Here is a 14,740-nt window from a genome sequence, read left to right as displayed (position 1 = left end):
TTTCTAATGATGAAACGATAATCACGATCAAAATCATAATCGTTCTCATTAATTGTTTTTATTTTACCAGGAAATTTCAATGCCTCACCAACCACCTCGCCAGGCCGGGTTTAAACCGCGCCTGATCGCAGCGTTGATCGCTGCCGCCTGCATGCCTGTTGCCGCTGCGCCACAGGAAAATCCTCAGCAAAAAGCTTTAGTTAAAGAAGAGACCATTACCGTCACGGCGACCCCGGATACGCAGTTCCGCGAAGGCGGTAACGAGCTGGTGCCTGCTTACCTGGACGGGCAGGTGGCCAATGGCGGTCGCCTGGGCATGCTCGGTGAGCAGGATGCGCGCAACGTGCCGTTTAACGTCATCGGCTATACCTCTAAAATGATCGAGGATAAGCAGGCCAATACCCTCAGCGACATTGTCCGTAATGACGCGACTATTCAGCCCGTGCGCAGCTACGGTAACTTTGGCGAGTCGTACCGCGTGCGCGGTTTCCTGTTAGACGGGGATGATATTTCTTACGGCGGTCTGTATGGCGTATTGCCGCGGCAGATCACCAGCACGGCTCTTGCGGAACGCGTCGAGGTGATTAAGGGCTCCACGGCCTTCCTGAACGGTGTTCCTCCGGGCGGGTCTGGCGTGGGCGGGGCCATTAATATTGAGCCCAAGCGGGCAGGTAGTGAACCACATACCCAACTTGGCGTGGATTACACCGGGCGTTCGCAGGTTGGGGGCTCTTTGGATACTGGCCGCAGGTTTGGGGATAACGACCAGTTTGGCGCCCGCGTGAACCTGCTGCACCGTGAAGGCGAGAGTGAGATTCGCGAGCAGAAGAACAGAACATCGTTGGCAAGCGTTGGGCTGGATTACAAAGGCGACAGGCTGCGGACGTCGTTCGACGGCGGCTACCAGAAGATGACGGTACACAATGGCCGTATCGGGGTGGGGGTTGGCGCTATTACGCAGATGCCTGATGTGCCGGATAACCTCACAAACTACGGGCAGCCGTGGGTTTATTCAGACATGAGCTCTCGCTTTGCCGCGCTGCACAGCGAGTATGATGTGGCGAACAGCTGGACGCTTTATGGCGCGCTGGGCACCAGCGAAACCGACGAAAGAGGCAATTACAGCGTGCCTAAGTTTGTTGATAACAAGGGCCACACCAGCCAGACTCGTTTGTCTACGCGATACATCGCCGACGCTTTCTCCGGCATGGGCGGCGTGCGGGGGAAATTTGATACCGGCTTTATCGGCCACAGCGTGAACCTCGGCTATTCCGGTGTTTACCGTAAAACCCGCGCGGCCTACACCATGTCATCCAGTAAAACCGCCGTTGGGAATAATATCTACGATCCGTCTTATCTCGACCTGAGCCGTTTCCCGACGGTCGCTTCCGGTAGCAATATGGACGATCCGACCCAGCGGAGCCGCACGATAACAAGCGGGGTTTCGCTGTCCGATACGCTCTCCGCGCTGGACGATAAGGTGCTATTGACCGTGGGCGCTCGCCGCCAGGACGTGCGGGTTCGTAACTACAGCTATACCGGTGTGGAAGACCCTAAAACACGCTTTGATGCTTTCAAGGTTACGCCAGTTTATGGCCTGGTAGTGAAGCCGTGGGAGCCGGTTTCTTTTTATGCGAACCACATTGAAGCGCTGCAGCCTGGGCCGACAGCAACCTCTAAAGCAACCAATGCCGGAAACGTGGTCGGGGTTGTGCAGTCGAAGCAGAACGAAGTGGGCATGAAGATGGACTTCGGCCGCGTGGGCGGCAGCCTGGCGCTGTTTGAGATCGAAAAGCCGGTGGGGATGCTCGACAGCAACAATCTTTACGGCCTGTATGGCGAACAGCGCAGCCGCGGTATGGAACTGAACGTATTTGGTGAGCCACTGTACGGCGTGCGCCTGTTGGGAAGTGTCCTTTGGCTTCAGCCAGAAATGGTGAAGACTAACGGCGGGACAAACGACGGTAAGGATGCGATCGGCGTTCCGCGTTACTCCTGGTCCGTGGGCGGCGAGTGGGATCTGCCTTGGGTGCAGAACCTGACTGCGACGGGGACGCTAATTCGCACCGGGTCACAATACGCCAACGCCGACAACAGCATTAAGCTGAACGGCTGGACTCGCCTCGATCTCGGCGTGCGCTACAGCACGAAGGTTAACGAACAGACGCTGACCTGGCGCGCCAACGTCGAAAACGTGACTAACGAAAAATACTGGGCTTCTGTCGACGACAGCGGGGCGTATATTACGCAAAGTGACCCACGCACCCTGAAACTTTCCATGACTGTTGATTTCTAATCCAATAACAAAGGCCCCGTGAAGGCGGGGTTTTTTGTGGCTGATATCCGGAGATTTTCAAAAGTTGAAATGTCCGGAAACGATAATAGTCATGTACGCGCCCCGTCTGACGAGAATAGACTACGGCAAAGTACAGTTGGAGAATGGTTAATGAGTGAACGCATACAGGTCGTCCAGGGAGACATCACGCAGATTGAGGTCGATGTGATCGTCAACGCGGCAAACCCTTCGCTGATGGGCGGTGGGGGAGTGGATGGGGCGATACATCGCGCCGCCGGACCTGCGCTGCTGGAAGCCTGTAAAGCGGTACGCCAGCTGCAGGGCGAATGTCCCCCGGGTCAGGCGGTGATTACCGAGGCCGGGAACATTCCGGTAAAAGCGGTGATTCACGCCGTGGGGCCAGTCTGGCACGGCGGCGAGCAGAACGAAGCCGAGCTTTTGGAACTGGCCTACCGTAACAGCCTGGATTTAGCCGCCGCTAACGGCTACCGCTCAATTGCTTTTCCGGCCATCAGCACCGGCGTGTATGGCTTCCCAAAAGCGCAGGCCGCACGCATAGCGTGGGATGTTGCTTACAAATACATTGGTCTGCGCCCGCTGCCGGAGCGCGTGGTATTTGTTTGCTTTGATGATGAGAACACGCAGATTTATCAGCAGATTGCGGCTGAGTGTCATAAATAAATCACGACTGCTTCATAAAACTTCAATCTGTGGCCGCTATGATTTCTGTCGCAGAGATAAAAAAGGCCGGTGTTCATACCCGGCCTTTAGTGTGTTATCCCGCAAAGGATTGTGGCGTCGCCGCCTTCTCCTTCGGCTTGCCTGAAAACAGGAAACGAAGCAGGGGAATGCGCAGGTGCAGCTCGTAAAGCAGCAGCGCGATGCCGACTACAAAGACCAGCCCGCTGAAGAAACCTAAAATATTGGACGTGATGTGCGGCGTGATAAACGCGCCGAAGAACAGCGTGAGCGGATGGTGTACCAGATAGATAAACAGCGATGCATTAACGAAATAGGTCACTCGCGCGGATTTAAAATTCAGCATTTTATAGCCCAGCGAAAACACGACGTTGACCATCCATAGCCCCATCAGCATGGTGATCACGCTTTCCGTTTCGTACATCCAGGCATCGCCGCTGCCGTAGCGCTGGTTTAATAAATAGGCGGCAAACGCAAAGACCGCGCCCACCTGACTCCAGCGTGAAGGCGTGGTGAACAGGATTTTCAGCGACTCGCGTTTGAATGTCAGCGCGCCAAGCATAAAGAACGGCAGATAAAACAGCGTTTGCATCACCACGAAATTAAACAGCCCGTCGCTTAATAACGGCGCGTGGATAATAAAAATAGTCCGGCGAATAGCGGCGTATAAAATGCCGAAGCCGAGAAATAAAAGTGAGAGTTTTCCCAGGGTAATTGGTGAATTATTATTCTGTTCGTTTCTAATTATAAAATTATTAATTTTTTGAAACAAAACCATGCCCAGGGTCGTTAATATCACCAGGACCAGTAAAAACCACAGGTGAGACACAAGCTCCCACACCAGCGTATTGTATTTTTGATAGCCGGTGAGCGTATGCCACAGGCCAGTTTTGTCGTTGATGTACTGCAGCATCATGAACTGAGGCAGCGTCAGCAGCGGTATTGCGGTGAGCATCGGGATGCCGACGCGCTCTACGCGCACTGTCCACCAGCGTTTCAGCGGGTAGCGCAGAAATAACATGTAGGAAAAATAGCCAGAAATAACGAAGAACACCTGCATACGAAACGCGTGAATAAAATCATTAAACAGCGTCAGGCTCGCGGAGGGTTCTGCGCTATTGACGTGCCAGTGATGGCTCGAATAGATGAGCGAAATGTGGAATGGAATGCCCAACAGCATCAACCATGCACGAATAGAATCCAGGAAAAACTCACGTTGTTGCGGTGCGTTACTCATAATACTCCAGACATTTTCAGACTATTCGTCTTATCCTTAAGACCCTATCCCATCAGGCTAAAAGTCCAGTTCAGTCTACATATTCGTGGCAACCCTACACTAAGCATGTCATCCTGTCGCCAGGATGAACTCTTAAAGCGTAAGCAGTTGTCTTTATTTTGCTTAAACCCTGAGCCAGTACGCTGAACAAAGCGGTGATTTGGTTGTCGGAAAGCAAAACTTTCCATTAAAATGGATAGATTGATTTAAGCACACAAAGGGGGATGTGCTGGTTAATATGAAACATAAAGCAAATATGATGAAAGTGTCCTGGCTTGGCGCTGCGGTAATGTTGTCCCTTTATACCACCTCGGTTTGGGCGTTCACTATCGACGATGTCGCAAAACAGGCGAAAACCTTAGCGGGCAAGAGCTACGAAGCACCGAAAAGCAACCTGCCTTCGCAATTCCGCGAGATGAAATACGCGGACTACCAGCAGATCCAGTTTAATCACGACAAAGCTTACTGGAGCAACATCAAGACCCCATTCAAGCTCGAGTTCTACCATCAGGGTATGTACTTCGACACGCCGGTAACCATCAACGAAGTGACCGCCACCGCGGTGCACCAGATCAAATACAATCCGGACTATTTTAACTTCGGTGATGTAAAGCACGATAAAGATACCGTAAAAGATCTCGGTTTTGCCGGGTTCAAAGTGCTCTATCCGATCAACAGCAAAGATAAGAACGACGAAATTGTCAGCATGCTCGGAGCGAGTTACTTCCGCGTAATTGGCGCCGGCCAGGTGTATGGCCTGTCTGCCCGAGGACTGGCGATTGATACTGCTTTACCGTCTGGTGAAGAGTTCCCTCGCTTCCGCGAATACTGGATTGAACGTCCAAAGCCAATGGATAAAACGTTAACCCTGTATGCACTGCTTGATTCCCCACGAGCGACCGGGGCTTATCGTTTCGTTATCACCCCTGGACGCGATACCGTGGTGAACGTGCAGTCGAAAGTTTACCTGCGTGACAAAGTAGGCAAGCTGGGCGTTGCGCCGCTGACCAGTATGTTCCTGTTCGGGCCAAATCAGCCTTCACCAACCACCAATTTCCGCCCGGAACTGCATGACTCCAACGGCCTGTCTATTCACGCCGGCAACGGGGAATGGATCTGGCGTCCGCTGAATAACCCGAAACACCTGGCCGTTAGCTCTTACGCTACGGAAAACCCGGTCGGCTTTGGCCTGCTGCAGCGTGGTCGTCAGTTCTCCCGCTTTGAAGATTTAGACGATCGTTACGACCAGCGCCCTAGCGCGTGGGTTGCACCGGTCGGGGATTGGGGTAAAGGCCGCGTAGAGCTGGTTGAAATCCCAACCAACGATGAAACGAATGACAACATCGTTGCTTACTGGACGCCGGATCAGTTGCCGGACCCAGGCAAAGAGATGAACTTTAAGTACACCATCACCTTTAGCCGCGACGAAGACAAAATGCATGCGCCGGATAACGCGTATGTGTTGCAAACTCGCCGTTCTACCGGGGATGTGAAGCAGTCTAACCTGATCCGCCAGCCGGACGGCACCATTGCGTTTGTGGTGGACTTTACCGGGGCAGAGATGAAAAAACTGCCAGCCGACACGCCGGTCACCGCACAGACCAGCATTGGCGATAACGGTGAGATCGTTGACAGCCAGGTGCGCTATAACCCGGTCAACAAAGGCTGGCGTTTAACGCTGCGCGTGAAGCTGAAAGACGAGAAGAAGACGACGGATATGCGTGCTGCGCTGGTTAACGGCGAGCAGACATTGAGTGAAACCTGGAGCTACCAGCTGCCTGCCAATGAATAAGTCTACTGAATTCTCGCCTGACTACATCGAAGCACTCCCGCTTTCTGCTGAGCAGAAGGCGGCTTTGCCTGCGTCCGATCTTCAGGCGGTGCATGAGGCGCTTGATGCGCAGCATCACCACTTTGAACGAGCGGATGATTCTCCTCTGGCTTCGGTAAAAGCTCGTCTCGAGGCGAGCTGGCCGGGTTCTCTCGGCGGCGAACAGCTGATCACCGATGATGAAGGGCGCACCCAGCTTCAGGCTATGCCGAAAGCGACGCGTGCTTCTATGTTCCCGGACCCGTGGCGTACCAACCCGATTGGCCGCTTCTGGGATCGCCTGCTTGGGCGTGAAACGAAGTCTAAGTTCGCGTCTAAAGAAGAAGAGGCCTCTGAGCAGAAATGGCGTACCGTCGGCACGATTCGCCGCTACATTCTGCTGATCCTCACGCTGGCCCAAACCGTGGTCGCAACCTGGTACATGAAGACGATCCTTCCGTACCAGGGCTGGGCGCTGATTAACCCGGCGGACATGGGGGGCCAGGATCTGTGGGTCTCCTTTATGCAGCTGCTGCCGTACATTCTGCAAAGCGGCATCCTGATCCTGTTTGCCGTGCTGTTCTGCTGGGTCTCTGCCGGTTTCTGGACCGCGCTGATGGGCTTCCTGCAGTTGCTGATGGGCAAAGACAAATACAGTATTTCTGCGTCAACGGTGGGGGACGAGCCCATCAACCCCGAGCACCGTACCGCGCTTATCATGCCGATTTGTAATGAAGACGTCGATCGCGTGTTTGCCGGCCTGCGTGCGACGTGGGAATCCGTCAAAGCCACCGGGCAGCAGGCGCACTTCGATGTGTATATCCTGAGCGACAGCTACAACCCGGATATCTGCGTTGCGGAGCAAAAAGCCTGGATGGAGCTGATTGCGGAAGTGCAGGGTGAAGGGCAGATCTTCTATCGCCGCCGCCGTCGCCGCGTGAAGCGTAAAAGCGGCAACATCGATGACTTCTGCCGTCGCTGGGGGAACCAGTACAGCTACATGGTGGTGCTGGACGCCGACTCCGTCATGAGCGGGGATTGCCTGACCAACCTCGTGCGCCTGATGGAAGCGAACCCGAAGGCCGGTATTATTCAGTCTTCGCCCAAAGCCTCCGGCATGGACACGCTGTATGCGCGCTGCCAGCAGTTTGCTACCCGCGTCTACGGGCCGCTCTTTACTGCGGGCCTGCACTTCTGGCAGTTGGGGGAATCCCACTACTGGGGCCACAACGCCATTATTCGCGTGAAGCCGTTCATTGAACACTGTGCGCTGGCCCCGCTGCCGGGTGAAGGTAACTTTGCCGGGTCGATTCTTTCCCATGACTTCGTCGAAGCCGCGCTGATGCGCCGTGCCGGCTGGGGCGTGTGGATTGCTTACGACCTGCCTGGCTCATACGAAGAACTGCCGCCGAACCTGCTGGACGAGCTGAAACGCGATCGCCGCTGGTGCCAGGGTAACCTGATGAACTTCCGTCTGTTCCTGGTCAAAGGTATGCACCCGGTTCACCGCGCGGTGTTCCTGACCGGCGTCATGTCCTATCTGTCTGCCCCATTGTGGTTTATGTTCCTGGCGCTCTCTACCGCGCTGCAGGTTGTCCACGCTCTGACCGAGCCGCAGTACTTCCTCCAGCCTAGACAGCTGTTCCCGGTCTGGCCGCAGTGGCGTCCTGAGCTGGCGATTGCGCTGTTTGCCTCGACCATGGTTCTGCTGTTCCTGCCTAAGCTGCTGAGCATCATTCTTATCTGGTGCAAAGGCTCTAAAGAGTATGGCGGTTTCCTGCGTGTGAGCTGTTCACTGCTGCTTGAAGTGCTGTTCTCCGTGCTGCTGGCACCGGTGCGTATGCTGTTCCACACCGTGTTTGTGGTCAGCGCGTTCCTGGGCTGGGAAGTGGTCTGGAACTCGCCGCAGCGTGACGATGACTCCACGCCGTGGGGTGAAGCCTTTATGCGCCACGGCTCTCAGCTGCTGCTGGGCCTGGTCTGGGCAGTGGGCATGGCCTGGCTGGATCTGCGCTTCCTGTTCTGGCTGGCACCGATTGTCTTCTCGCTGATCCTGTCGCCGTTCGTCTCCGTGCTTTCAAGCCGGGCGAGCCTCGGCCTGCGCACCAAGCGCTGGAAGCTGTTCCTGATCCCGGAAGAGTATTCCCCGCCGCAGGTGCTGGTGGACACCGAGAACTATCTGGAGCTGAACCGCAGCCGTACGCTGGACGATGGCTTTATGCACGCGGTATTTAACCCGTCGTTTAACGCCCTGAGCACGGCAATGGCCACGGCTCGTCACCGTAAGAGTCTGGTGCTGGAGATTGCCCGCGACCGTCACGTTGAACAGGCGCTGAACGAAACGCCGGACAAACTCAACCGCGACCGCCGCCTGGTTCTGCTGAGCGACCCGATGACCATGTCGCGCTTGCATTACCGCGTGTGGGCGAACCCGGAGCGTTATTCTTCCTGGGTGGAGAGCTACAGAAAGCTGCAGCTAAACCCGTTGGCGCTGACGGCAAAGTAAGGCCTTAAAGAAGTGATAATGCCGACCTCAGGGTCGGCATTTTTTTGCCTTTTATTCGGCGATGGTTATACTCAGCGCGTTCTGAACAGGAGTGCATGTGTGGGTAAAATAATTGCGGTACTGATGATGGCGTTTCTGCTAAGCGGCTGCGGCAGCATTATTAGCCGGACGGTGCCGGGGCAAGGGCACGGGAACCAATATTACCCCGGCGTGCGCTGGGATGTACGCGAGGGCGCATGGCGCTATATTACCGTGCTCGACCTGCCGTTTTCGCTGATCTTTGACACTTTGCTGTTGCCGATTGACGCCAGCCACGGGCCGTATGAATAACGGCTAGCGCTCATCCCACTCGTCTGCCGCCGTGCGACCTTCCTCGGTGTCCAGCGGCGGCTCGAGCTGAAATTCACCTTCGTCCCATTCGTGCAGCGTATTCTCTTCCAGCCATTCCTGGCGCAGTTCAATCTCATCGAAATCACCGTCAAACACGCTTTGCGCCGCTTCCCCACTGAGCATCGGCAGGCATTCGCCTTCCTCGCTGTCGTCGGTAAAGAACTCGGCCTGCCACATGATGTCACCATCCTGCAAAACGTACTTCTGGAAATTGAATTGCTCGACGCTGGCGCTCTCTTCATCCACGCTCGGGTTGTCGGCAAGATACTGCTCCCGCGCGGCATCAATGGCTTCTTCCAGCGTACTATAGAATACATATTCTTTATCGGACATAATGATTTCCATAACGAGTAAGATTATCAAATGTATAGGTGGCTGGATGAGAACTGTCAAAGCGTATGTCTATAGCAGGGTATCAAGTATGCAACAGGTTGATGCCTTTGGCTTAGACAGGCAGATCAGCACAGTGATGGACTTCCTCGAAAACGCTAAATTACCTGCTGAATTAGGGTATCAACTCGATCCCAGTAATCATGAAGTACTGGAAAGTGACAAAGGTTTGTCTGGTTACAAGGGGCACAATTTTACTAAAGGCTCATTAGGGCAGTTTAAACGGCGTGTAGAGACAGGGGAGATTACAGAAGGGTGCTTACTGATTGAGTCTGTTGACCGTTTCTCTCGTAAACAAGGCTATGATGCTATCGATGAATTCACTTTTCTGATCAAGAGAAACATCGATATTGTTGAAGTTGAGACAGGGCAGATATACAGCTACAAACTTGATCATAAGCTATCCGCACTTTCTACCAGCATTGAACGTGCTTACCAGGAATCAAAGCGAAAAGCACGGATCAGTAAGAAGTCATGGAAACACCGTAAGGATGAGTCATTAGCCAGTGGGATTGCACTTAACAACAACACCCCAGACTGGCTTTCTCTTAGTCACGATAAAAAGTCATATGATATTGATGTACAGAAGCTACAAACGATAACCAAAATTTTTGAGTGGTATCGTGATGGCTATGGGGTGACAGAAATTGTGAATCGGCTTAATGGAGAAGGGGAACGATACAATGGCAGGGGCTGGAATACTGTTGCGGTATATAACAAGCTCCGCGATCGTCGCTTAAATGGTTACCTAGTTGGTAAGTATCCCATTATGCCAAAGAAAGATAATGAAAGTACTAGTGACGCTGAAAAGCGAATCTTGGGAAATCTAAAGATTAAGAAAGAGGCAAATGATAATGCGATGCGTATCTATCCGGTAGTTATTGATGATGAGTTGTTTTCAAAAATTCAATCTATGATGGATAGAAACGTATCTTCAAAAAAGCAAAAAAGCACAACAACGAAGCAAAGAAATCTCTTTAATGGTTTAACTAAGTGCCATGAGTGCGGTAGCCCGATGATCGTTCAAAGTATGTCTAATGGCGGACAGTACTTGAGATGCTATCGACAACGTACCAGGGATGCCAAGTGTAATTCTAAAATGTTACGTTATAGTGAAAGTGAACGAATATTGTTAGAACATGTTCAGGGGTTAAATCTTGATGAAATCTATGGCGATAGTAAAAACAACGAAACAATAGACAGTCTTAAATATAACCTTTCAGAAATTAATAATAAGATATCCTTACTGAATGATAAAGTGAAGAGTGCAAATGACGAAGATGAACTATTTGCTCTAATGGAATTCAAAAGGAAAAGATTGCTGGATAAAGAGAATTTGATGGTCAAGATTAACGCACTTGATCGAGTTAATGAAGTCACTAAACTCGAATATCAGTATGATATTGATGAGATCATGAATCAAGACAATACGGTGTTAAGGCGAAAGACAAATGAACACCTTTCGAAAGTTATTTTATCCATAAAATGTTTGCGGGTAGATTCTCAGTATTCAGGATCTTACTACACGTATGAAATCGAGTATCATAAAGATATACTAAAACATGTTCTGCTAACTGATGGAAAAAGTAATGTGTTAGCTGAGATCACAATTACTCAAAAGCATGGAGAAAGGGTCTATATTGTTAAGGAGGATGGACATACAGTATTCAGGGTAGAATCTAATGGTAGTATATGGTCATTGAGTGCCAGTAGAACTAAAACGGTTGACGATTTATTAAATTATATGAACATGATGATTGGGCGAGAGCCAGAAGGTTTTGAGTATCTGTTGAATGAAGATCAAATAGACTGGATTGATTAAAATCTGATGATTAAGAGGATTAATATGAAAGTATTACTTCTTATACTGTTCCCAGCATTAGCTCTTGCTAAAAATGTAGTTGTTAGTAAAAGCGATGCATGGAGTAATTGGCATGGGAGTTCCAGCCGGAATAAAGAGGAAATAAAAACACATTACCAGTGTGGGAATTATACAGTATATGACACAATGGAATCATTAGTAATTAATAGAATAGAGCATAGCATTGCACGAATTGATAGTGATGAAGATGTAATGTATTTTACAACAGAAGATGGGAAGGTATTACGTACTTCGGTTAAAGGTGCGATGTTCAAAGCTGATAAGCATTACATACAATGTGAAATAATAGCTGATTGATAGAATAATGATGTTTTTACATTTTAAAGTTTATTTCGACCTCTCAGGAGCAATTCTGTAAGGTTTTCTTATGTGTGGTAATGAAATGAGCTTGGGCATGGCTTGGGGGGACGTATAGAGCGTTACGGGAAGGATTTAGTAGTTTTACTTAAGAAGCGTGTCTGCATAATTTTGGCCTTTTCTGCTGGATAACTATTGCTGGTTGTAAAAGGGCTAAATTGATACAAAACTAAGATGATTAAAAATTGAAAATTACTTTAATTTCAGTGGGTTATGATCTTTTCAGGATAAAGTGTCGAAATTGGATAAAAAACAGAAGAAAAAAAACGATAGATTTTAGCTAGAAATAAGCATTTTTTTGATAGGTGTAATTAACATATTATTGAGAAAAAATCAAGATTTATAATTACAATTCAGCACCCGGTGGGTTTGATTTACTCTACGAAAGGCAGAGTACCACTTTAGTACGTAATTTGTCAAAATCTTGTTTGATTTCACTTAAGTAGCTTTTTGACTAAGCCGTTTTCGGCCCTTACCATAGCAACTGTCAACACGACATGGTTTCAGTACACGAGTAGAACAACTGATTAGAGGAGGTAACACCATGAGATGACTTTTAATTTAGCCAAAAGGAGGTCTTTATGACCGTAATAAAACGTGGACGTGTGCCGAAAACAACCAAAGAAACCGTACAAGAGCAGTTCAGTCGCATGGGAGAAGGCTACTCTGCAAGCATGAAGTGGCGAAAGTCAGATAGTGGGCCTTACTTCAGCGTATTCCGTGTGTTGCAAGATTTGCCAGAACCAGTTGTCTACACATTTGCACTCTATGGTGATGAAATCCGCTATACAAGTTGTGATGTGAACACATGCGAAGTGACACAATTATCATTACCAAACTCAGAAGATGCTTTCTTTCAGTTCATGTTTAAATGTGACCTACCGTTAGACTTTGATGCGTTTAACGAAGTAATGCTGTTGATCTCATCATATGAGTTAGAAGTCACTGTATCGTATAAATGAGTTGAATGCGAGGCATTATATGGTGCCTCAGCTATATGAACTCCTATTTTTGTTAACCGCTATAAATAAGACTACAAGAATAGGAGGATTAATTATGGCTTGGTTCAGCAATGTACTCATTGAAGTACTCGCAACGATATTTTATATGTTCGTACTATTCCCATGTTGGATAGTTCTGGGAATCTTTTTTATGTTTCTAACAGTATTAGCACTACCGTTGAAGATTCCAGCCATAAATAGATATGTAATGACAAAGATGAAACGATAAAAAAATAATATGGTATAATCCTAGTATGATGTTCGCTACCTCAACGGGATAATTATAATTCTCCATCAAAAAGCAATCCCCAATATGGGGATCTTTTTGCGTAGAGAAAAAATAGAAAATGTTAAACAATGGAATGTTATGAAAGAAAAGAAAACTATTAGTGTTGGGGTTAGATTAAGTCCTGCACAAGAAGAAATACTAAAATCACTTATAGCGTGTGGTAAGGCTACAACGATGAGTTCAGCCATTCAGTATCTGATACAACAATATGCGATTTTAGGTAAGTAAGGGTTTGATACTTTCACTATAGAAAAGTATTGGCAGTACTTCAGGATGAAGTACTTATATTCATGGAAGAAATATGGAAAAGGAAAAAATAAATGATCTAAAAGATCAGGCACTACCACATGTGAAAGAAGCACTACGAGTATGGAATAACTTCCACTCAAGAGTAAGAAATAATAGTAATTACAGTAATATCACAATATGTGATGATTGGTATATTTTCAGTGGTTTTTACTATTGGTATATTGATAACGTTGTTGATGATTGGCATTTAGATAAAGACATACTAGAAGGAAAGGAGTACAGCCCAGATAACTGTATCTTTGTACCAAGAGAAGTGAACCAATTGTTCCGTAAAGTACCAACGTCATTATCAACTGGAGTAGTAGTTAACCACAAGGGTTTTCAAGCACAAGCAAGATTCAATAAGATAATGCACAAGTTTGGAACATTCCCTACAGTTGAAGAAGCTCATGAAGCATATTTGATAGGTAGAAAGGCGTATATCTATAAACTATCACAGAAGTATAAAGCATATCCAAAACTTAGTGCGGTACTATTACATAAATCAAAATAAGAAAATGGCCTGTAGTGCTGGAGATACTACAGGCCAATATTAATTAACGTTTTACGGAGTATTTATTATCATGGCAAGAGCAGAAAAAATCAAAAACAATAGGAAAGTATATGAAGCAATCATAAAGCAACAGTTTTCATTTTTAGATCGCGATCTGAAACAAGAAATCAAAGATATGATTAACAATTGTACCTTCTTAGGAAAAAACAAAGTTGAAGCAGCAGAAATTTACTACATAGTACAACAGAGTGTAGAACTTAGTGAGTCATCAGTATTTTATTACCTTGAGTTATACAGAGCTACTAAGAATCTATCGACACCGAAAAGTAAATCAACAAAAGAAAAATACAAACGTGTATGTACTATGCTATCTGACATTATCGAAAAGGCAATTGAAGATGGTAGACCAATCAATGATATGGTCAGGTATCGTAAGAATAAACAAGTACTGACAGCGGAAGAAGCACAGCAGCATCTAGAGCTAGTGAGTCATGAGGGAGTAACCCTTCAGGAACTTATTGATCATCTAGTGAGTTTGAAGAAATGATAACCGTAATAGCAATTATGGAAATTAGTTTTAAGTCATTGATTTTAAATGTATTAATAACCGTAACTATAACCGTAATGAAAAGTGGTCTATTACGGTTATGGTGTTTATGAATGCTTAAGAAGTGCTTAAAATTGTTGATTTATGCACAATTTATGCGTATAAAGGTCAAATTTATGCATTTTTACGAATAACCGTAACTTAATATAATATAACTCTTACTCATTACTTTAAGTATAAATGTCTTACTGATATCTAGTCTCTAGAGAGCCTAACTCGCTTTGCTCGTCAGTCTCTATAAAAACCAAATATTAGATCATAACTTTGCGTTTTTCTCGCAGTAGCTCGAAACAACGCGACGTAATTTACTCGCTTTCGCTCAGATGACCTGCTCCCCATTGATTAATACACCGCGATGTTAGTAATGTCTTCATAAGCCACATGAGGACATTCCCATGAAGAAGCGTTTTTCCGACGAACAGATCATCAGTATCC

At 48.0% G+C, this 14,740-nt stretch carries 13 protein-coding genes; 11 read left to right on the top strand and 2 right to left on the bottom strand.

Translation table 11 applies throughout. The annotated features are described in order from the left end of the window. Window positions 1-79: 79 nt before the first annotated feature. Together WFN87_RS19945 and ymdB are read left to right on the top strand one after the other, a co-directional pair. Entirely contained in the window at window positions 80-2,296 is a 2,217-nt protein-coding gene (locus WFN87_RS19945) for a TonB-dependent receptor (RefSeq protein ID WP_336983873.1), read from the top strand. A gap of 150 nt (window positions 2,297-2,446) precedes the next feature. Beyond that, on the top strand, window positions 2,447-2,977 hold the full coding sequence (gene ymdB, locus WFN87_RS19940; protein ID WP_008453543.1) for an O-acetyl-ADP-ribose deacetylase: 531 nt from the start codon (window positions 2,447-2,449) through the stop codon (window positions 2,975-2,977). A gap of 94 nt (window positions 2,978-3,071) precedes the next feature. Here the strand turns inward: ymdB and mdoC are convergent, their stop codons facing one another. Beyond that, a complete protein-coding gene (gene mdoC / locus WFN87_RS19935; RefSeq protein WP_008453541.1) occupies window positions 3,072-4,232 on the bottom strand; it encodes a glucans biosynthesis protein MdoC in 1,161 nt (386 codons plus the stop codon). 295 nt (window positions 4,233-4,527) lie between these two features. Between mdoC and mdoG the strand changes: the two genes are divergently transcribed. From mdoG to WFN87_RS19920, 3 genes are all read left to right on the top strand, one after another. Then, window positions 4,528-6,063, top strand: coding sequence for a glucans biosynthesis protein MdoG (gene mdoG, locus WFN87_RS19930; protein WP_166994047.1), 1,536 nt, complete (start codon window positions 4,528-4,530; stop codon window positions 6,061-6,063). After that, window positions 6,056-8,587: a glucans biosynthesis glucosyltransferase MdoH gene (gene mdoH, locus WFN87_RS19925; RefSeq protein WP_336983872.1), complete on the top strand. Its 2,532-nt coding sequence runs from the start codon at window positions 6,056-6,058 to the stop codon at window positions 8,585-8,587. Before mdoG ends, mdoH begins: the two co-directional genes overlap by 8 nt. A gap of 108 nt (window positions 8,588-8,695) precedes the next feature. Further along, window positions 8,696-8,917, top strand: a complete 222-nt coding sequence (locus WFN87_RS19920; RefSeq protein ID WP_409450381.1) for a YceK/YidQ family lipoprotein — start codon at window positions 8,696-8,698, stop codon at window positions 8,915-8,917. Between the two features lie 3 nt (window positions 8,918-8,920). On the opposite strand, the gene WFN87_RS19915 is transcribed toward WFN87_RS19920, so the two are convergent. After that, entirely contained in the window at window positions 8,921-9,310 is a 390-nt protein-coding gene (locus WFN87_RS19915; protein WP_336983871.1) for a MysB family protein, read from the bottom strand. Between the two features lies 1 nt (window position 9,311). On the opposite strand from WFN87_RS19915, the gene WFN87_RS19910 reads away from it, so the two are divergent. The 6 genes from WFN87_RS19910 (at window position 9,312) to WFN87_RS19885 (ending at window position 14,245) form a co-directional block, all read left to right on the top strand. Beyond that, a complete protein-coding gene (locus WFN87_RS19910) occupies window positions 9,312-11,189 on the top strand; it encodes a recombinase family protein (protein WP_336983870.1) in 1,878 nt (625 codons plus the stop codon). 24 nt (window positions 11,190-11,213) lie between these two features. Beyond that, window positions 11,214-11,546: a hypothetical protein gene (locus tag WFN87_RS19905; protein WP_336983869.1), complete on the top strand. Its 333-nt coding sequence runs from the start codon at window positions 11,214-11,216 to the stop codon at window positions 11,544-11,546. A 641-nt stretch (window positions 11,547-12,187) separates the two neighbouring features. Beyond that, window positions 12,188-12,568, top strand: coding sequence for a hypothetical protein (locus tag WFN87_RS19900; protein WP_336983868.1), 381 nt, complete (start codon window positions 12,188-12,190; stop codon window positions 12,566-12,568). Between the two features lie 364 nt (window positions 12,569-12,932). Then, complete coding sequence (locus tag WFN87_RS19895) at window positions 12,933-13,124, top strand: hypothetical protein (RefSeq protein ID WP_336983867.1); 192 nt, start codon at window positions 12,933-12,935, stop codon at window positions 13,122-13,124. A 73-nt stretch (window positions 13,125-13,197) separates the two neighbouring features. Continuing rightward, a complete protein-coding gene (locus WFN87_RS19890) occupies window positions 13,198-13,698 on the top strand; it encodes a hypothetical protein (RefSeq protein WP_336983866.1) in 501 nt (166 codons plus the stop codon). 70 nt (window positions 13,699-13,768) lie between these two features. Further along, window positions 13,769-14,245, top strand: coding sequence for a hypothetical protein (locus WFN87_RS19885; protein ID WP_336983865.1), 477 nt, complete (start codon window positions 13,769-13,771; stop codon window positions 14,243-14,245). The last annotated feature ends 495 nt before the right edge of the window (window positions 14,246-14,740 follow it).

Origin of the sequence: Cedecea sp. AS113 (assembly GCF_037152415.1) — a bacterium.
GTDB lineage: Bacteria > Pseudomonadota > Gammaproteobacteria > Enterobacterales > Enterobacteriaceae > Cedecea.
This window is presented reverse-complemented; position numbering and strand designations above follow the sequence as displayed.

Excerpts from the sequence above, each read along its gene's own strand:
- WFN87_RS19945 (WP_336983873.1), top strand. The coding sequence starts at position 80 with ATGCCTCACCAACCACCTCGCCAGGCCGGGTTTAAACCGCGCCTGATC.
- ymdB (WP_008453543.1), top strand. The coding sequence starts at position 2,447 with ATGAGTGAACGCATACAGGTCGTCCAGGGAGACATCACGCAGATTGAG.
- mdoC (WP_008453541.1), bottom strand. The coding sequence starts at position 4,232 with ATGAGTAACGCACCGCAACAACGTGAGTTTTTCCTGGATTCTATTCGT.
- mdoG (WP_166994047.1), top strand. The coding sequence starts at position 4,528 with ATGATGAAAGTGTCCTGGCTTGGCGCTGCGGTAATGTTGTCCCTTTAT.
- mdoH (WP_336983872.1), top strand. The coding sequence starts at position 6,056 with ATGAATAAGTCTACTGAATTCTCGCCTGACTACATCGAAGCACTCCCG.
- WFN87_RS19915 (WP_336983871.1), bottom strand. The coding sequence starts at position 9,310 with ATGTCCGATAAAGAATATGTATTCTATAGTACGCTGGAAGAAGCCATT.
- WFN87_RS19910 (WP_336983870.1), top strand. The coding sequence starts at position 9,312 with ATGATTTCCATAACGAGTAAGATTATCAAATGTATAGGTGGCTGGATG.
- WFN87_RS19905 (WP_336983869.1), top strand. The coding sequence starts at position 11,214 with ATGAAAGTATTACTTCTTATACTGTTCCCAGCATTAGCTCTTGCTAAA.
- WFN87_RS19900 (WP_336983868.1), top strand. The coding sequence starts at position 12,188 with ATGACCGTAATAAAACGTGGACGTGTGCCGAAAACAACCAAAGAAACC.
- WFN87_RS19890 (WP_336983866.1), top strand. The coding sequence starts at position 13,198 with ATGGAAAAGGAAAAAATAAATGATCTAAAAGATCAGGCACTACCACAT.
- WFN87_RS19885 (WP_336983865.1), top strand. The coding sequence starts at position 13,769 with ATGGCAAGAGCAGAAAAAATCAAAAACAATAGGAAAGTATATGAAGCA.